This window comes from Streptomyces celluloflavus (assembly GCA_000720995.1).
GTDB lineage: Bacteria > Actinomycetota > Actinomycetes > Streptomycetales > Streptomycetaceae > Streptomyces > Streptomyces celluloflavus.
Genome location: JOEL01000014.1, coordinates 41631 through 59432 on the forward strand (window position 1 = coordinate 41631; position 17802 = coordinate 59432).

Here is a 17802-nt window from a genome sequence, read left to right on the forward strand (position 1 = left end):
GGGGAAGTCCAGAGCGTTGTTTGCAAGTCGTTTCAGGTCGAAGTCAGTGAACTGAGAGTCGGCTTTCCGTTCAGTTCTTCGCTGTTCGGCGCCCGAAAGAAGGAACACATGGCCCTGCGCGTGGGGATCGTCTACGGAACTCGCCCCGAAGCCATCAAGCTCGCGCCGCTGGTGCTCGCGCTCGACGCCGACCCCGGCTTCGAGCCCGTCATCATCACCACCGGCCAGCACCGGGACATGCTCGACGAGATCAACGAGCTCTTCGGACTACGTCCCCGGCACAACCTCGACATCATGCGTCCCGGCCAGCGGCTCAGCGCCATGGCGAGCCGGATCGTCGGCGAACTGGGAGACCCCCTGCTCGACGAACTCGTGGACGTCGCCGTGGTACAGGGAGACACCAGCACCGCGTTCGCCGCCGCCTATGCCGCGGCATGCGAGCGGATACCCGTCGCCCATCTGGAGGCCGGCCTGCGCACCGGAGACAGGTTCGAGCCGTTCCCCGAGGAGATCAACCGGAGACTTATCACCCAGCTCGCCGATCTGCACTTCGCCCCGACCGCCGACGCCGCGGGCAACCTTCTCGCCGAAGGGGTCCGTTCCGATGACGTGTATGTCACGGGGAATACGGTGATCGACGCAATGCACCTCGTGCTGGACCGTCCCGGCGATTCCGCCAACCGTGAGCTGGACGCATTCACCGAGGGCCGGCAGACCGTCCTTTTGACCATGCACCGCAGAGAGTCCTGGGGAATCCCCATGGGCCGGGTCGCCGCCGCCGTGGCGGAACTGTGCCGCTCCCGGCCCACGCTGCGTTTCGTCATCCCGCTGCACCCCAATCCGGAAGTACGCCGTGTTTTCCGGAGCCACCTCTCCTCCCTCTCGCAGGTGCTGCTCTGCGAGCCGTTGCGTTATTCCGAGTTCATCCGGCTGATGCACCGGGCCGTGCTGGTCCTGACCGACAGCGGTGGCGTGCAGGAAGAGGCACCGACGCTGGGCAAGCCCGTACTCGTGCTGCGGGACCGCACGGAGCGCCCCGAGGGCATCGCCGCGGGCTGCGCCCGGCTGGTGGGCACCGACCCGGCACTCATCGTCAAAGAGGTCGGCCGACTGCTCGACGACCCCGAGGCGTACGAGGCGATGCGACGTCCGGGCATCGTCTGCTACGGCGAGGGGGACGCCGCGGCACGGTGCCTGGAGGCACTGCGCGAGCGCTGGCTGTCTTCTCCCGACGCGTCGGCCGAACTCCGGACGTACCGGTGACCGAGGACGGCCCGGACCGGCACCCGCCGGCCGGCGCCGTACGGATCGTCATCGCCCGGGTTGTCGCGGGACGCCGGGCGGCCGATGATCTCAGGCCACGAGCGCGCCACCGCCGTGACACCACGCCCGGTATCCACCGGGCGCCCCGCTCCCCGCATGTCCCGGATCAGCCACGAGGAAAGGTATGGACGCCATGACCCTCCGTCTGCTCGTCGAGCCCCAGCAGGGCACCACCTACGACGCCGTGTGCGCCTTCGCCCAACGGGCCGAGCAGCTCGGCTTCGAGGCCCTCATGACCAGCGACCACCTGGTCCGCATCGGCGACGGGTCCCCCGGTCCCGGGCCGCTGCACGCCTGGACCCTGCTGGCCGGCCTGGCCCGGGACACGCACCGCATCCGACTGGGCACGATGATGTCCGCCGTCACGTTCCACCACGCGTCCGTCCTCGCGTTGACCGCGGCGCAGGTCGATGTGATGAGCGGCGGCCGTCTGGAGCTGGGCCTGGGAGCGGCCTGGTACGAACGCGAGCACCAGGCATACGGCATCCCCCTTCCCTCCGTCACGGAGCGGTTCTCCCGCCTTGAGGAGACGCTGGAGGTGATCCGGCGGCTGTGGACGGCCCCGCCGGGAGCGGAAGTCACCTACCAGGGGCGGCACATACACCTCGAGCGCTGTCCGGCGCTGCCCCGGCCGCATCAGACGCCGCACCCGCCGCTCCTCGTCGGCGGGCTGGGCAAGCGGTGGACACCGCGTCTCGCGGCGCGCTACGCCGATGAGTTCAACGCTCCGTTCACCACCCCCGATCAGGTGCGGGCGGCGGCGCGGCGGGTGGCGGTGGCTTGTGAGGAGACCGGACGCGATCCCCGGGAGATCACCGTGTCCGCGTCGCTCGTCCTGTGCCCCGGGGGCGACCGGACCACGCTGGCGCGGCGGGTGGCCGACACCGGCGAACCCGCCGCGGAGATCGCCGGCTTCGGCGCCGTGGGGTCTGCGAAGCAGGTGGCTGAGGTCCTGGGCGCATACCGGGACGCCGGCGCCGTCCGCTTCTACGCGCAGATCAACAATCCCCTCGACCTGGAACTCCTCGACGACCTGGCCGAGGTGGCCGAACTGGCGGGGCTGCCCCTCCCCCGCTGACCGGCAACTTCGCACTGCCGCCGCATGCCCCGCCCCGGCTCGGGTCGGATCGGATCGCGGCGGAATGGGCCTCGACGGACAGCCAGTCGGACGGCCGGGCCGGTCTCCGTTCGCGGAACCCGGGCCGGGCGCCGACGCGGGGCGGTCCGGCGGGGCAGCAGTGTGACGTGTGGGCAACTCACCTTTGTGGAAGGTGAGTTCATCGATCCGTTCCTGCCGAGAGGCAGACGGGTCCGTGCCCCCGTGCGGTGGCGTGAGCGGTTCGGGGGATCCGGAGGTCGAAAGGCCGGCGGGGCGTCGTCACCCGCTACGACGCCCCGCCGACAACCACCCCGCCCGAATCCGCCTCCGCGCCACGGCCCTCCGCACCGGCGGCCTCCGGCAAGCCCGTTGACCACGACGGACAGCAGGCCCTGGTGACCCGGCGAGGAGGGCCTGACCTCAGTCGGACTCCCGGATGCCCAGGACGTGTGCCGCCGGACCGGACGGCAGGGACGGCGGTGTGAGGACCAGGCTCTGGAAGAACAGCCACGAGACCGTGGCCGACGGCGGCTCGGGGAAGAGCGCCGTCGGTGCGAAGAGGCGGCCGGACACCGCCTCGGCCAACCAGTCGGGCAAGAACAGCCGACGGCTCTGCGGGGCGTAGAACGCCGCGGGAACGCCCGGCACCGTCGTCACCGTCAGATCGTCGATACGTCCCTCCGCCAAGGACGCCGCATACAACAGCAGATCACGTTCGAGCGCGGCCAGCAGGGCGGCTTCGGGGACCTGTCCGGCCGGGACGGAGTCCGGCTCCCGGTCCCAGACGGGAGGAACCGGCTCCGGTGCCCGGCCGCCGTCCTCGGCGTACCGGCGCCGGATCCCGGCCAGGATCGGCCCCGGAACGGGCACCTGGCGGCGGATGGCCCAGCGCTCCAGCTCGTCGAGGTGGCCGACGCTCCAGTCGAGAAGGGCCGTCGTCTCGTCCGCGTGCGGCCGCGCCGCACGGATGGTGAAGGAATTCATGGCAGTCTCCGGGCCCGTCAGTACTTGGTGGCGAATCGGGTGTGCGGGCGCAGCGGACGCCCGTAGCGGAAGCGGTCCAGGCTCAGACCGGGGGCCTCGTCGTCGATCAGTGCCGCCACGAGCCGGCCCGTGACGGCGGTCAGCAGCACCCCGTTGCGGTGATGTCCCGTTGCCACCACGATCCTGGGGTCGTCCGCCCGCGCGAGGATGGGGAGCTCGTCCGAGGTCATGGGGCGGAAGCCGCTCCACATCTCCTCGATGCGCCACTCCGCCGCCTCGGGGACGACGGCGCAGAGCCGGCTGAGGATGGTGCCGACCACACCGGCCGTGTTGTCCGTCTCCGGCCGCAGGTACTCCTCGCTCGTGCCCACGATGTATTCGCCGGGTGACCGCGACACGATCGATCCGCAGCCGCCGCTGGGCATGAACGCCACGCTCCGCAGCAGTCCGGGAGGGCCGGCCAGCCGTACGATCTGCCCCTTCACCGGGCAGACAGGAATGTCCAGGCCGAAGGCGCGGCCCACCTGCCCGCTCCACGAGCCCGCCGCGATGACCACCTGGTCGGCGATGACCGTGTCGCCCTCGCCCGTGGTCAGGCGCAGCCGGCCGTGCTCGTCATCGACCCCGGTCAGGCCACCGACGAGCACCGGGCACTCCTCGGCGGACGCCCACTCCGTCATCGCTTGGAGCAGAGCCCTCGGGTTGACCACCGCTTCGTCCTTGATGCGGATGGCCCCGCGGAAGGTCCGAGGTGACAGATGCGGCTCCGCGTCGCAGACCTCCGCGGGGCTGAGCCACCTGTTCTCGATGCCGTACTTGTCCATCCACTCCGTACGGGACTGGAGGCTGTCCGGGCGTTCCACGAGGTCCAGCAGGGTGAAGTCGGTGGAGCGGAACCCGACCGACTCGGGAGTGAAGCCGAAGGCGGACAGAAAGGGGGGGTAGTAGTCGAGACCCTCACGCAGCAGTTCGTAAAACTCCTGCGGCATCCAGGGGTCGTACTCGCACGCCGGGGTGAGCATGCCCGCGGCCGCGGTGGACGCACGACCTTGCGTCGTCCCACCGATGACGGCGACGGACAGATACCGGCGACGCAGATGAAGGGCGGTCGACATGCCGATCAGGCCATCGCCCACCACTGCCACGTCCACACGGATATTGCGGCTCATCGGGCCGTCTTCCTTTCAGGGGTGGTGCGGGGCGGAGGGAGGTGTCACGGGACGGTCTTGGGTAAGCCGGCCGCCGCATGCGAAGAGCAACGGGTGCGGCCTCGAAGAGTTCAACTCGGCGGCGGGGCCCGGGAAATCCAGATCATTCCCTGGGAACAGACAATCACCGAAGAGGCGAGATGTTTCTCTGCCCGCGATTCCGAAAGGAAGGAGAGCGGGCGTAACCCTGGTAAGAATACATCGCATTTCCCTCATTCGGGATACGCGCTCCGGGAATTCACCGATTGACGCACGAGACGGCACCGCACGGCTATGGACGGTGTTGACGGACGAAAGGAATAGGGCGGCTTGCGCGGTGAACGGGGCTGCCCGTACAGCGAACTCCTGCCGGCGCATACCTGCCGGGCGGTGGTGCCGGGCCTGTTCGCCCTGCACCACCGCCCGGCAGCGTCATGACGTGAAGTTCAGCGACCCGTCCCGGCGGCCCTTGCTCGCGATGCGTTCGAAGAACAGCAGCGTCAGTGCCGCCCACAGGGCTGCGACACAGACCTCCAGCCCCAGTTGGCCGAGGACATCGGAGAGCGGACCGGCGGCCGCCAGGGTGCGCATGGCGGTGAGTCCGTGCGAGAGGGGCAGGACCTGGGTGGCCCACTCGATCGGCGCCGGCCAGAAAGACCGCGGAACGTTCGTACCGCAGAAGGTCATCAGGACCATGAAGCCGAAATTCAGGTACACCCAGCGGAACTTGTAGTGGCGCAGCGAACACGCGGCCAGGATTGCTCCGTACACATAGGCACCGAGCCCGATCACTATCAGGCACGGCAGGGCGAAGACAGCGACCCGCCAGTTCCAGTCGGGCCGGAAGAGCGCCCACACCAGCGCGAAGACAAGGGCGGAACTGCCCAGTCCGGCCAGCACCCAGTGCAGACCGCGGCCGAGGTAGACCAGCCCCATGTTCGTGGGCGAGACGACGAGCATGGGGTAGGTCCCCTGGTACCGCTCCAGCGACGCCGTGGTGATCACGAGCGTGGCCTCGATCGCGATCACCGTCACCGCGTTGCCCAGCAGGACGTACTCGGCCGTGATCCGGTCGCCCGCCATCTTGCCCACCAGGCCGAAGAAGACCACCTGGCTGACCAGGCGCAGCATCCATCCCGTGAGCCAAGTCTTGGGGGTGTAGACGTGCTTGAACTCGGCGAAGCCCACGAATGCGGCCTGGCCGATGACCTGCTTCACCATCATGCGAGGCTCACCATCCCGGTGCGCCGGGCGCGGTCCGCGGCCTTGCGGATGAGGACGATGCCGAGGAGGAGCGCGATGGCGCCCAGACCCGCGATCGCCCCCAGGCGCGGCACCACGTCATGGACTTCGTCACCGGACAGGCTGTCGCGCAGCAGATCGGCCGACCAGGACAGGAAGATCACGCGTCCCAGGGGCTGGATCCAGTCCGGCAGAACGGAGAGCGGGAACACCACGCCGCCAAGGATGTAGAAGGGATAGCTCAGCGCGTTCTGGTAGATCGTCGTATCGCGGCTGATCACGAAGAACGTCGCCAGCATCGTCGCCGTGCAGGCGGTGGCGAGCAACGTCACGATCAGCGCGATCAGCGCGATACCGGGGTGCGCCACGGGCAGTTGGACCCCGAAGCCCACCGTGGCCACCAGCCAGGACTCCGCCAGGGTGAAGGCGCCGATCAGCATCACGGGCAGGATGCGTCCGCAGACGACCAGGGCGAAGGCCCGTGGCGCCGCGAGGACGAGATCCAAGGTGGACATCCACCGCTCGTTCTGGATGACGCCGCCGGCGACGTCCACCGCCACGAACCAGATACCGAACAATCCGGTGCCGATGACCGCGTTGGCCACGAGGTCGTCGCGGTCGTTGTAGCGCACGATGGACAGGAAGATCACGGACATGACCGGTGCCGTGACGACGATCAGCATGTGCTCGGGCGCCCGCATGCTCGTGTTCCACTGCACCTTGGCCGCGGCCGCCATGACGCGCACGCTCATACGGTCAGCCCCCGGTTCCCCACGAGGTGGACGTAGACCTCTTCCAGAGTGGGCCGCCCCGTCCGCAGTGCGTCGATGCCCGCGTCCAGCAACCAGCGCAGTACGACGGGGTTGGCGTCGGCCGATACGGTGTGGATCCGTACGGATCCCGGTTCCGACAGCTTGTCGACGCGCTCCACCTGCGGCAGCCCGGCGAGTTCGGACAGCAGAGGCGACTGGTCCTCCCTCAGGGTGACGTCTATCCGGTCGTGTCCGGAGAGCATCCGTCCGATGGTGGCGGTCGGCTCGGTCACGAGGATCGATCCGTGGTCGACGAGGGACACCCGGTCGCAGAGCGCCTCCGCCTCGGACATGTCATGGGTGGTGATCAGGATGGTGCGCCCCTCGGCCTTCAACTCGTGGACCAGGTCGCGGAAGTCCCGGGTGGCGAGGGGGTCCATGCCCATGGTGGGCTCGTCGAGGAAGAGGACGGCCGGGTCACCGATCAGGCCCCGCGCCAGGTGTAGCCGCTGTCGCATACCGCGGGAGAAGCCCTCCACGGGCTCATCGGCCCGGTCCGCGAGCCCCACTCGCTCCAGCAGCTCCTGGCTGCGCCGCTTCACCACGCTCGCGTCGACGCGGTACATCGTCGCCCAGAACACCAGGTTCTGGCGGGCGGTGATCCGGGTGTACAGGCCGTTGTCGCCGCCGAACACGATCCCGATGCGCCGGCGGACCTGGTCGGCCTCCGTGGTCACATCGTGTCCCGCGACCAATGCCCGGCCGGAGGTCGGCAGGAGCATGGTGCTGAGAATTCTGACCAGGGTGGTCTTGCCCGCCCCGTTGGGGCCGAGGACGCCGTGGGTCTCGCCCTCGGGAACGGACAGGTTCACGCTGTCCAGTGCGACGACGCGGCTGTCCTGGGCCGTCGGTCCGCTCTGCTTGGCACGCTTCGCCTGCCGCCCCTTTTTGACGAAGACTCGGCCGAGGCCGGTGACCTCGATCATGCGCTTGGCTCCTTGTTCGGTGTCGGTGGTGGGCCATTCGCTCATCGGCGGTCCGATCCGGGTCCCGCGATGTCCTCGCCGGCACGGCCGGGGCGCCTGGAGGACGACGTCGAGCGACGCCGTCCGTCGCGGAGAGGCGTTGTACGAGCACGCCCACCGACGCCGTTCCTTCGGAAATCCCGGAGATTCCGGAAATCCATGGGGTCCGGAATACATTCGGCCGCATCAACGATTGCACTGGGTTCACGGATTCGGAACTCGCCGTCCCAGCAGATCTCGGGATCACTCGACGTGCCACTCTGCATAATCCCCCACACCTATATGGCGGAAGCAGCCGATACACGACTGCCGCACTACTTGCTCTTCTCCCAGCAGTGCCTCATAGCTAGCCGTAAGGACCCACATGTCCTTTCAATGGGACGGGCGTCCGTGATCGTCGCCGACCCTACCGCCCCAACTGACGTCGTGCCAGATCGAATTGGCGCGCGGGGCGGTGAAGCAAGGAGGCCCTGTCGGCACCCCCTGGGCACCATCCATGAGCCGTCGGCCGTGCGGAACTTCGAGAAATACCCCGCCAACCCGAAGAGCGCGCCTACGGTACGACATTCTCCTCAAGAGGCTCGGATGATCCTGCAATGCGTGAGCCGAAAAACTAAGGCTCTGAAGGAAAGCCATTGCTGCTGAGAGAAGCGACGTGCCGTACCCGGCGGGCTCATCCGGGACACGAGACCGCCGGCGACCGCTCTCCGAAGGGTTGTCCTGACCGTGGGCAGCGCCTCTGCCCACGGTCACGCAGCCGGCAGCCGGCAGTGGGCACGATCCCGCCCCCGGACACCCCGGCCCGGTGAGCGCGGCACCGGGGGGCGCTCAGCTCATGTGCTGGACGACGTACCGCGCCAGAGCCAGCGTGGTGAGGCTCGGGTTGGCCGCTCCCGCCCGGGGGATGAGGCACGGGCCGGCGACGGCCACACCAGGGGCCTCCCGAAGGTGTCCTGCGACGTCTACGTGCTCCCCGTCCAGCGGCAACCCCCCGCTCTCGTGGTCGAGTTCCCCGATCGTCGCGTCGTAGACCACGGCGGTGCCCGGTTGCGCCTCGGCCTGGGCCAGGGCTTCGTCGAACGAGACGTACTCCTCACGGAAGCGCGCCTTGAGTCCTGTGCGCCTGGCGAATTCCCTGAGCAGATTGCGCTGTTCCCGGCGCACCTCGTCGAGAGCGGCAAGGGCCGGGGGCTCCAGGACGATGCTCGTCCGGTCACCGACCAGGACGGTGGACGCCGCCTCCGGCGGCTGCTCCCCCATGGCCCAGGCGTCCATGAGGACACCGCTGCCGTGCCGTTGGCGCTCGACTATCAGATTGGAGCGGGACGGCGCGTCGAACCCCGCGTGCACCGAGGACTCCATCGCCCCGTGCCGACCGTCCTCCACGACGAGCATGCCGCAGGCCACGTGGTCGACGAGGGAGTACCGCCGCGGCTCCCGGTGCTGCCCGTGCACCAGTCCGTCGACGAGCTCGATATTGCCGACGGTGCCCGCGCACAGGACGATGTGCCGGGCATCGAGTGCGGGCCCGTCCCCGTCGTCGAGGATCAGCGAGTAGCCGCCTTCGGCCCGCTTCCGCACCGCGCTGACGCGGTGCCCCGTGCGGATGCGCTCGGACGGCAGGCCGGTGACCGGGGAGTACGCCTCCCAACGGCCCTGGCCCAGCGTCCGTATGGCCCGCGGGGTCGGAACGGCCGGGTATCCGAGCCCGGCCAGCTCCTTCGCCATCGCCTCCTCTGTTTCGGTGCGGGCCTGTGTGAGCCGGGTTCCGCCGGACCACGCCCTCAGGGCCGCCTCGGTTCGGGCGTAGAGCCCCGGTTCGCCGTCCGTTCCCAGCAGGGCGCGCCGTACCTCGGCCGGCCACTCGCGCAGCGCGTCGTCCTCGATGCGCAGGCAGATCCCGCGCCAGTACAGGCTCCGCCCGCCGACGCGTCGCCGGTACCCCGACAGCGGGCCGTACGGCGTCCCGGGCTGCGCGAGGAACGGGGTGAAGGCCGGATCCTGCGCCGGGTCGGCCAGGTGGGCGGAGCCCTCGTCCGCGGCGATGTGCGCACGCCCCTGGTGCGGGCCTGCCTCCAGCACGATGTACTCGCGGCCCAGTCGTTCCAGTTCGGTGGCCACCGCCGTCCCCGCCATACCCGACCCGATTACCGCCGTATCCAGCACAGTTCAGCCTCATTTCCTTGTCCCAAGGCACTTCCGGCGTGCCGCTGTGGCGCGGGTGCACTTGTGGAGGGCTTTCTCATTCCAGTGTCTTCACCGGTGGATCCCGGTGTGACGAGGGAGAGCGTCGAGAAGTGTCGAGCACACACCTGAGTCCGGGCAAGGTCGGGGGTCAGGAAGACACCGACGCCGGCTTCTCAGTACGACACCGTCAGGTCTTTCTCCGTCTCGGCGCGTCGTGTGTTTCCCGCTAAGCAGGCAGCATGGGGGTGTTACGTGGATTACCGACCCAGGTGCGTCCCTTTCGGCACCCCCGACATCGGTGTGCCGCCGACCCCGGAATTCCCGCGGAAACCTCCCCTTGTCACCCGGCAGCCAATCCCCGTTCGTTCCCCCGCACGTACAAGTCCCCGTACGTGCGCACCGCACCCGCCCGCTCCACCTGTGTTCAACCAAGGAATTTCCTGGGTTGAACACCGCCGCCCGTTGCAGCCACCTACTGTGCGACGCGGTCCGGAAGTCGCTGTTCCGGAGCCGGCCCATATGCCCTGGCCGCCTCGGGCAAGGAGTCCGTCTCGGCCGCCGGCGCCTCTCCGCCGGCCTCATGGGGACGTACGGGGCCGGCTTTCCGTAGGCGCGCCCCGGAAGCTTGGCCTGGGATCTCGTACTACGTCACCGCGGGGATCCGATCTTCGCGCGTGTCACGCACTTGCCCGTCCACGCCGTTCCAGTTGCGCGGCGAAATCCTGCCAGACCCCGGAACAGCCCCGCGCCAGTTCCACGATGGTTGCCGCACAGTGCATCGGCACGCTGTCCAGCAGCCGCTCCCAGTCCTCGCCCTCCACCGCCTGAACCTCCAGCCAGCGCAGCAGGGCGCGCCCGGCCTCATTGCAACGCAGTGAGGGGTCCTTGCGCAGTTTCTGCAGCAGGATGCGCCGGTTCTGCTCCGCGGTCCGCGGAGCGGTCGTACCGCTTCGGTCCTCCGACGCGGCGTACCGGGCCGGTGGCTGCGGGTCGGCCTTCTGCCGTCCGGCCGGGACCGGGTCCTGGCCGTTGCGGATCCGCCGGCGCACGTCGGAGGCGGTGCCCAGCGACACCCCTGCCGCATGTGCGATCTTGCGCAGCGGCGCGTCCGGCTGTTCGGCCATCAATTCGCCGGCCAGCCTGCGCCCTTGGGCCCCGTCGACGGGCCGTACCCGTCCGTCCCTGCCGATCCGGGCGTCCAGCTGCGGTACGTCCTTGGCGTCTCGTCGCAATGCCGCAATCGTCTTCGCGTCCAGCCCGGTGACCTCGCCGATCGCCTGGTTGGACCACTGGGCATGGGAACGGATGATGCGTTGGGCGGCCGCGGCGCGCTCCTCCTGGGACAGCGGCAGTCCGTGGGCGATATTGGACCTGACCGCGAGGAGGAAGGAGTCCTCCTCCGCTCCGTCGAAGAACCGCACCTCGATCTCGGTCTCGCCGCGGAGCGCGGCGGCCCGCAGCCGGTGCATCCCGTCGATGACGCGCATGGTCGAGCGCTGTACGACGATGGGTGGCAGCCGAGCTCCGGAATCGGCCAGCAAGCGGATGTGCTCGGCGTTCTCTCCGGCGCTGCGAGGCGAGTCGGCCGCCAGCAGCGAGCTGATCGCTATACGAGTGGTCCGTTGCCCGACCGATAGGCCGCTCCCCTGGACCTCAGCAGCAGGAACGTTTCTGTAACTGCTCTTCAGAGGTGAATCGGCCCGAACTGTTTCAGCCACCGGGGAGCCTCTCGGTCGATGATGTTGTCACTTGCCGGACCCGTCACGAAGCGGAACAGAAGCACTCTCGACCTGACCCGAGCCACTCTCGGCTCAAGCGGCTATCGGATTCACAGAGCTTACTTTGAGCAACAATCGTTTCGTCAACAACACCGAATAACAAGGCAAAAGTTCGGCCATAGCACGAGATCGGCCATTTTCCCCGAGGGGAACCCGGAACGGCCCGATGATGTCCCGCCACGGCTGCCGGTTGGGGTGCGCGTCGGGTGTGAGCTGGGGCGACGGTGATTTTTCGACAAGGGCGTGCACGAGCTTGACAACGCTGCCGTATCGGGTGGTCCGAGGCATTGTGGGGATAATTTGAGAATAGTCGTGCCGATCACAGGTTTCACCCATCTCCCACGGTTCGGTAGGCGTTTCGACTGGTCACGCGTTGTTCGGGCTGGTTTCTGGCGTGGGAATGCCGGGGCGGGATGGGTGTGGCGCGGTGGCGGAAAACTGCCCCATCCGCCTTCGGCGGCAAGGGCGTCGGTGGGCGCCCGATGATCTTTCCTGGGCGCGATGGCGAGGGCGGGCCGGGAGCTTCGCGCGCGGTTCCGACGACCGCATCGCCGGGAACGGGACGTTCATCGACCGTCAAGGCGGTGGCGGACGATCGGACATGTCCGGTCACGTGTACGCGTGAGCACCCCGGCCGAGGAGTTGTTCGGTGTCGTCAGCTCGGATGGTGCGGGGAAGATCGTCTATCGAAGGAGAAGCCGCCCCCGTGGCAGACGAAATGGTGCGCAGTATCCGCACCTGGCACGAGACCTCCGGACAAGGTGCTGGGGCGGTTGCCGGCCCTTCGCTGCCGTCCTGGCGCCGTAGGGCCGGGAACCCCGGCGCGATGAGACGAATAATCCTGCCGGTTCTCTTTCTCGCGGCCGCCGTTGTGCTGACGGGATGTGGCGCGGGCGGCGACCCCGAGTCGACTCCCACGGGCCCTCCGGTCATCACCGCGACTCCCCTGCCGGCCGCCAAGGAACTGGCCGACCGCTACCGCGAGGCCGGAGGAGCCGCCGACGTATACGGCATCCGCAGCGCGAAGGACCGCGAGGGCGTACTCGTGCTGACCGTGTGGACTCACCGGAAGACCTACTACAAGAATTTCGACGACGTCGCCACGGGTATGGCCTCCTTCCTGACGCGGGAAGGAGGCCGCCTCCATCAGGGCTACCTGCTCAACCTGTACGGCTCGGACGGAACTCGTCTGCACTCCTACGACACCACTCCGGTGCACACTCCTTGACATCCAGGCATGTGGCTGGAGCCCTGCAGGCCGGGCGGACCCGTACCCGCCTTCGGCTAGCGAGTGCCGGCCCGGCGGGGGCGGGCCATGGCAGGGCGGGTCCAGGGGATCAGCGCCGGGACGCGGGCGCGGTAGGTCTCGTAGGAGGCGCCGAACTGACTGGCCATCATGCCGTTTTCGACCTTCACCCGGCGCAGCAGCCAGGGGACGGCGACCGCCAGGTAGATGATCCACGGGCCGAATCCGCAGGCCAGCATGGCTCCGGTGATCAGGCCGAGGAGACCCGTGTAGATGGGGTGACGGACCAGCTGGTAGGGACCGTCGGTGCGCAGCTCGTGATGCTCCTGGAGCATGGGGATGCCGGCCCACATGGTGCCCAGGACCCAGCGGGCCCAGAGCAGCAGGGCGGTGGAGGCGAGCACGAGCAGGGCACCGAGGAGTGCGAGTTCGGGCTGCCAGTACTGAAGGTGGGGCCAGAAGGAATGCGGGACGCGCCCGATCAGCACGAAGAGCACAACGACGCCCGCGACCACAGTTGTCTGGCGGGGCATGGCCCGGCGCTGGCTGCGTAGCCAGCCCCGCAGACCGGCCTCGTTGCGCACGCCGAAGTAGACGGCGCCCGCAACCCAGGCCACGAGGAAGATCAGGACGCAGATATTGGTGAGTCCGACGAGTACGGAGTGCAGTAAGTCCATGCCCCCAGGCTGCTCCGCGCGCGGAGCGGACCGCCACCACCCACGGGTGGAATCGAAGGACCACCCACGAGTGGAGACCCTGCGGGCGGGGCGCCGTGTCACCGGGCCGGCGAGGGGTGCGTGATGCCGGGGGCCGAGGCCCCCGGCAGTGTGGGCCGTCGGTCAGCTCAGCCGTGCATCGGCGTAGACGCCCATCGCGTCGCGCTGGTAGACGGCCAGCCCGTCGGCGATCTTGTCGTAGTTCGCGCGGAACGCCGGGTCGTCGACGTAGGTCTGGCCCAGTCCCTTGTAGGCGATCGTGTTCGGGGTCCAGAACCGGCAGACGCCCTGGTAGTGGGCGTCCACTTCGGCCTGCACCGCGGGATCGGTGACCGGTGTGCCGGCCGTCATGAACTCCGCGAAGCGGATCATCTGTGCCGTCACCTCCCGCTGCCACTGTTCCTGGTCCTCGGTGGTCATCGTCTCGATGGCCTGCCGGGACTGCGCCCACGCCTTCGGCCACCGCTCGCGCACCTCGGCGTCGGCCGGGGAAGGATCGAAGCCCTCGAAGAGGTTCTCCGGCCTGTTGATTTTTGCCATGTCGTCGTCCTTGCCTTCCTCCAGTTCGGCGATGGTGCGCCCGACGGTGCGGACCAGCGTCGCCAGCCGGTCCCGCTCCCCCAGCAGCCGCTGGTGGTGCTCGCGCAGCACGGCCACCCGGTCGACCTGACGGTCCAGAACCGCCCGGATCTCGCGCAGCCCCAGGTCCAGCTCCCGCATCAGCAGGATCTGTTGCAGCCGCAGCAGGTCCGCCTCCTCGTAGTAGCGGTGCCCGTTGCTTCCGATCCGCGCCGGCGGCAGCAGACCGATCTCGTCGTAATGCCGCAGCGTCCGGGACGTCACCCCGGACATCCGGGCCACCTCCGCGATCGACCAGGCCATGGCCGGTGCCTCCCCTCGCCGGGCCGGTCTCTCCGGCCCCACACACGACCGTAGGAGTTGACGCAGCGGAAACCGCAAGCCGGAACCGGGGGCCGCGCCCGCCGCCCGCCGAGCCCGCGCGTCACCCGCCTGCTGCCGGGCACCCGCATCGGCGGCCGGCTCGGTGACCGCTGTGGGCGGCGTCGTATGTTCCTGTCCGGCCCGGCCGCCTTCACCACCGCCTGGCTGCTGTGCGCGCCGGCACCGGGCATCGAGTCGCTGATCGTCCTCCGGCTGGTTCGAGCTCGCCGGCCTCGCCGCCGACACGTTCTCGATCCGGGACGTCGCCCCGGGGTCGTCCAGGCGTGCCCGCCGACCGCGATTCTCGTCCTCACGTTCCTGCCGGCCGGGAAGGTGCCGCCCCGAGGGCGGCGCGGGCTTCGTCGTAGCGGTCCCGGAAAGCCGGAGCATCCGGTGTCCTGGGCCGTGCCCCGCGGATCGTGTGCCGGGCCGCCGCACCAGGTGCGACTTTCGTCGTCGGCCGTCGCGACGAATGGCCGGTGCGGTGGCCGGTTGAGCCGCTTAACGTGGCCGGGTGACTCGTGTGGAATCTACGGCCCCTGGAACATCGGCCCGCCTGGCACTGGCGGCGAGGCTGCGTTCGGTGCCCCGGCGGCTGGCCGCCCCGGCCAGGGCTCTCTTCGCCCCCGGCATGTGGCCTGCCCGGCGCATCGTGGGCGAATCGCTGCTGAGCGTGATGTTCGGGCTGCTGGGAGCAGGTGCCCAGGCCCTGGTCCACGGCGGCGCGGTACCGACCGTCGCCGTCGGGCTGGCGGCCGGAGTGCTGTCGCTGCTGCGCCGGGTGCTGCCCGCGACCGTGCTGCTGGTGACCGCCGTCTGTTCCGTTCCGTTCGACGGTATCGCTCCGCTGGTCTTCGTCGCCGCCTGGTCGGCGGGGCGGCGGATCGACGGGGTCGGCAAAGCGGCCGGCGTCTTCGGCCTGGTGTATGTCCTCACCTTCGGCCTGGGAGTCGTGCAGGACCTGCCGCACTTCTCACTGTCGTACCTGGTCTTCGGCGCCCTGGGACTGCTGGTCGTGATCATCGTGCCCGGCCTCGCCGGCCGCTATTGGTCGCAGCGCCGTACGCTGACCGACACGCTCCGGGAGTACAACGCCCAGCTGCTGCGCGAGCGCGCGATGATCGCCGGGCAGGCCCGGATGCGGGAGCGTCAGCGCATCGCGCAGGACATGCACGACAGCCTCGGCCATCAGCTGGCGCTCATCTCGGTGCACACGGGCGCGCTGGAGGTGGACCGCGAGCTGACCGGGCGGCAGCGGGAGGCGGTGGGGGTGCTGCGCGAGGCGTCGGTGGCCGCGATGCACGAGCTGCGCGAGGTGGTGGGGGTGCTGCGGGACGGCACACCGGCCCCGGGCCAAGAGGGCACCACCGCGGGTCTTGCGGCTGCCGGGGTGGAAGACGCCACGGTGCCGTCGCGCGGGGTGGCCGGTATCGAGGGCCTGGTGGAAGCGTCCCGGAGCGCGGGTACGGCCGTGGAGCTGCGGCGCTCCGGCGAACCGCGCCCGCTCGCCCCGACCGCCGATCACGCGGCGTACCGCATCGCCCAGGAGGGCCTGACCAACGCCCACAAGCACGCCCCGGGCGCCCCGATCGCCATCGAGCTGCGGTTCGAGCCGGACTCGCTGATCGTGGAGGTCGCCAACGGCCCCGCGACCGGGGCGGCGGACAACGGCCGGAGTGTGGTGAGCGGCGGTCAGGGTCTGACCGGGCTCGGTGAGCGGACCCGGCTCGTCGGGGGCATGGTGCACGCGAGCCCGACGGCGAACGGCGGCTTCCGGCTGGCGGGCGTGCTGCCGTACACCTCGCCGGAGGGCGGTGCCCCGAGCCCCGTGCCCGGTGACGCGGCGGCGACGTTCGTTGATCCCACGGGCGACTTTCGGCAGCAGATCCCGGCGGGCTCCCTGGGCGAGGGTGATCCCGTCATCGACCGGATCGGTCTGCCGAAGGAGCTGGCCAGGGCAGTGAGCAGGAACAAGAGAAGCAGCGGGATAGCCGTTGGCTGCGGGGTGGTGGCACTGATCGCCCTGCTGCTGGTGATCGCCGCGGTCGTCGGGGGGATCTTCCTCATGCGTGAGGCGGACAAGGCCATGATCAAGCCGAAGCAGTACGACGCGGTGCAGGTGGGCCAGTCCGAGGCGGAGGTCCGCAAGCAGTTGCCCCAGGGGGAATCCATCCTGACCGAGGGCCTGGACAAGGGCGCGCCGCCCGTGCCCGAGGGGGCGAAGTGCCTCAGCCTGAATTCCACGGAGGTCGGCGACAATTGGCGCAAGGAGCCGGTCTTCCGGTTCTGCTTCAAGGACGGCAAGTTGATCGAGAAGAAGTCCTTCGAGGTCACGACCTGAGGACCGGCGCTGTGCAGACCCGGTCGCTCGGTCGGGGATGATGGTCGGTGGCCGCAGGTATGACCGCTCAAGACCGCGCAGGAGAGTCGTGATCAGGGTTCTCGTCACAGATGACGAGCCGCTCATTCGGGCGGGCATCAGAATGATTCTCTCCTCCGCCGACGACATCGACGTCGTCGCGGAGGCAGCCAACGGCCGTGAGGCGGTCGAGCTGGCCCGGTCCCGGCACGTAGATGTCGTGCTGCTCGACATCCAGATGCCTGTCATGGACGGACTGACGGCCCTGACCGAGCTGCATCGGACCGTCCCTGACACGCGGGTGCTGATCCTGACGACGTTCGGGGAGCAGCAGAACGTGCTGCGCGCCCTGACCGGGGGCAGTGCGGGCTTTCTGCTCAAGGACTCGGCGCCCGCGGAGCTCATGCGCGCGGTACGGGCTGCCGCGGCCGGCGACGCGTACTTGTCGCCGGGCGCCACCCGCCATGTCGTGGACTCGTTGGCGTCCGGCCGGAGCGCGCACCGTGCCGAGCAGGCCCGCCGGCGGCTGGAGACGCTGACGGACCGCGAGCTGGAGGTCCTGGCGCTGCTGGGTGAGGGCCTGTCCAACGCGGACGCCGGTCAGCGGATCCATATGAGCGAGGCCACGGTCAAGACGTATGTGAGCCGGATCCTGGCCAAGCTGGAGTGCGAGAACCGGGTACAGGCCGCACTGCTGGCACGGGACGCCGGCCTGGGGACCTGACCACTGACCGCACCACTCGATGACGTGGCCGCGGAGCGCGCCGCGGGCGGCTCCCGGTCTGTGACCTTCATGCCTGCTGCTTTTGATTACGGCGCGGTCCGCCCCGGGGTGACGGCCGTTCAGCCGCCGGGCAGAAGCCGGTACTGCCCGGAGGCACCGCGCGTCCACCTTGCCGCGCGTCCACCGTGCCCCGGCCGCCAAAGGTTCACGTGAACACCAGACAACACCAGACAACACC

14 protein-coding genes are annotated in these 17802 nt (G+C 69.3%); 5 read left to right on the top strand and 9 right to left on the bottom strand.

Annotation, left to right across the window (positions count from 1 at the left end; genetic code table 11):
- The first annotated feature begins 108 nt into the window (after positions 1 to 108).
- Both wecB and IH09_RS15555 read left to right on the top strand, forming a co-directional pair.
- Positions 109 to 1263, top strand: a complete 1155-nt coding sequence (gene wecB / locus IH09_RS15550) for a non-hydrolyzing UDP-N-acetylglucosamine 2-epimerase (RefSeq protein WP_052856838.1) — start codon at positions 109 to 111, stop codon at positions 1261 to 1263.
- Between the two features lie 193 nt (positions 1264 to 1456).
- Positions 1457 to 2401 carry an LLM class F420-dependent oxidoreductase gene (locus tag IH09_RS15555; protein WP_052856930.1) on the top strand — a complete coding sequence of 315 codons (945 nt, stop codon included), beginning with the start codon at positions 1457 to 1459 and terminating at the stop codon, positions 2399 to 2401.
- A gap of 441 nt (positions 2402 to 2842) precedes the next feature.
- Here IH09_RS15555 and IH09_RS15560 read toward each other — a convergent pair whose 3' ends face one another.
- The 7 genes from IH09_RS15560 to IH09_RS15590 all read right to left on the bottom strand — a co-directional run bounded on the left by IH09_RS15560 (position 2843) and on the right by IH09_RS15590 (position 11286).
- Complete coding sequence (locus IH09_RS15560) at positions 2843 to 3406, bottom strand: hypothetical protein (RefSeq protein WP_052856839.1); 564 nt, start codon at positions 3404 to 3406, stop codon at positions 2843 to 2845.
- A gap of 17 nt (positions 3407 to 3423) precedes the next feature.
- Complete coding sequence (locus tag IH09_RS15565) at positions 3424 to 4575, bottom strand: NAD(P)/FAD-dependent oxidoreductase (protein WP_052856840.1); 1152 nt, start codon at positions 4573 to 4575, stop codon at positions 3424 to 3426.
- A gap of 450 nt (positions 4576 to 5025) precedes the next feature.
- Positions 5026 to 5817 (bottom strand): ABC transporter permease, encoded by a 792-nt coding sequence (locus tag IH09_RS15570; RefSeq protein ID WP_052856841.1) that lies wholly within the window; start codon positions 5815 to 5817, stop codon positions 5026 to 5028.
- Positions 5814 to 6587: an ABC transporter permease gene (locus IH09_RS15575; protein WP_052856842.1), complete on the bottom strand. Its 774-nt coding sequence runs from the start codon at positions 6585 to 6587 to the stop codon at positions 5814 to 5816. Before IH09_RS15575 ends, IH09_RS15570 begins: the two co-directional genes overlap by 4 nt.
- Complete coding sequence (locus tag IH09_RS15580) at positions 6584 to 7618, bottom strand: ABC transporter ATP-binding protein (RefSeq protein ID WP_240150801.1); 1035 nt, start codon at positions 7616 to 7618, stop codon at positions 6584 to 6586. Before IH09_RS15580 ends, IH09_RS15575 begins: the two co-directional genes overlap by 4 nt.
- An 822-nt stretch (positions 7619 to 8440) precedes the next feature.
- Positions 8441 to 9778, bottom strand: a complete 1338-nt coding sequence (locus tag IH09_RS15585; protein ID WP_052856843.1) for an FAD-binding protein — start codon at positions 9776 to 9778, stop codon at positions 8441 to 8443.
- Positions 9779 to 10476: 698 nt separating this feature from the next.
- Complete coding sequence (locus IH09_RS15590) at positions 10477 to 11286, bottom strand: streptomycin biosynthesis protein (protein WP_342352221.1); 810 nt, start codon at positions 11284 to 11286, stop codon at positions 10477 to 10479.
- 1117 nt (positions 11287 to 12403) lie between these two features.
- Here IH09_RS15590 and IH09_RS15595 point away from each other — a divergent pair.
- Positions 12404 to 12805 carry a hypothetical protein gene (locus tag IH09_RS15595; RefSeq protein WP_190233305.1) on the top strand — a complete coding sequence of 134 codons (402 nt, stop codon included), beginning with the start codon at positions 12404 to 12406 and terminating at the stop codon, positions 12803 to 12805.
- A 56-nt stretch (positions 12806 to 12861) separates the two neighbouring features.
- Here the strand turns inward: IH09_RS15595 and IH09_RS15600 are convergent, their stop codons facing one another.
- On the bottom strand, positions 12862 to 13500 hold the full coding sequence (locus IH09_RS15600) for a methyltransferase family protein (RefSeq protein ID WP_052856845.1): 639 nt from the start codon (positions 13498 to 13500) through the stop codon (positions 12862 to 12864).
- Between the two features lie 162 nt (positions 13501 to 13662).
- Positions 13663 to 14421 (bottom strand): MerR family transcriptional regulator, encoded by a 759-nt coding sequence (locus IH09_RS15605; protein WP_052856846.1) that lies wholly within the window; start codon positions 14419 to 14421, stop codon positions 13663 to 13665.
- 691 nt (positions 14422 to 15112) lie between these two features.
- Between IH09_RS15605 and IH09_RS15610 the strand changes: the two genes are divergently transcribed.
- Together IH09_RS15610 and IH09_RS15615 are read left to right on the top strand one after the other, a co-directional pair.
- The gene (locus IH09_RS15610) at positions 15113 to 16822 is read left to right on the top strand and encodes a sensor histidine kinase (protein WP_052856933.1); all 1710 of its coding nucleotides are present in this window, start codon (positions 15113 to 15115) and stop codon (positions 16820 to 16822) included.
- Positions 16823 to 16910: 88 nt separating this feature from the next.
- The gene (locus IH09_RS15615; protein WP_052856847.1) at positions 16911 to 17564 is read left to right on the top strand and encodes a response regulator transcription factor; all 654 of its coding nucleotides are present in this window, start codon (positions 16911 to 16913) and stop codon (positions 17562 to 17564) included.
- The last annotated feature ends 238 nt before the right edge of the window (positions 17565 to 17802 follow it).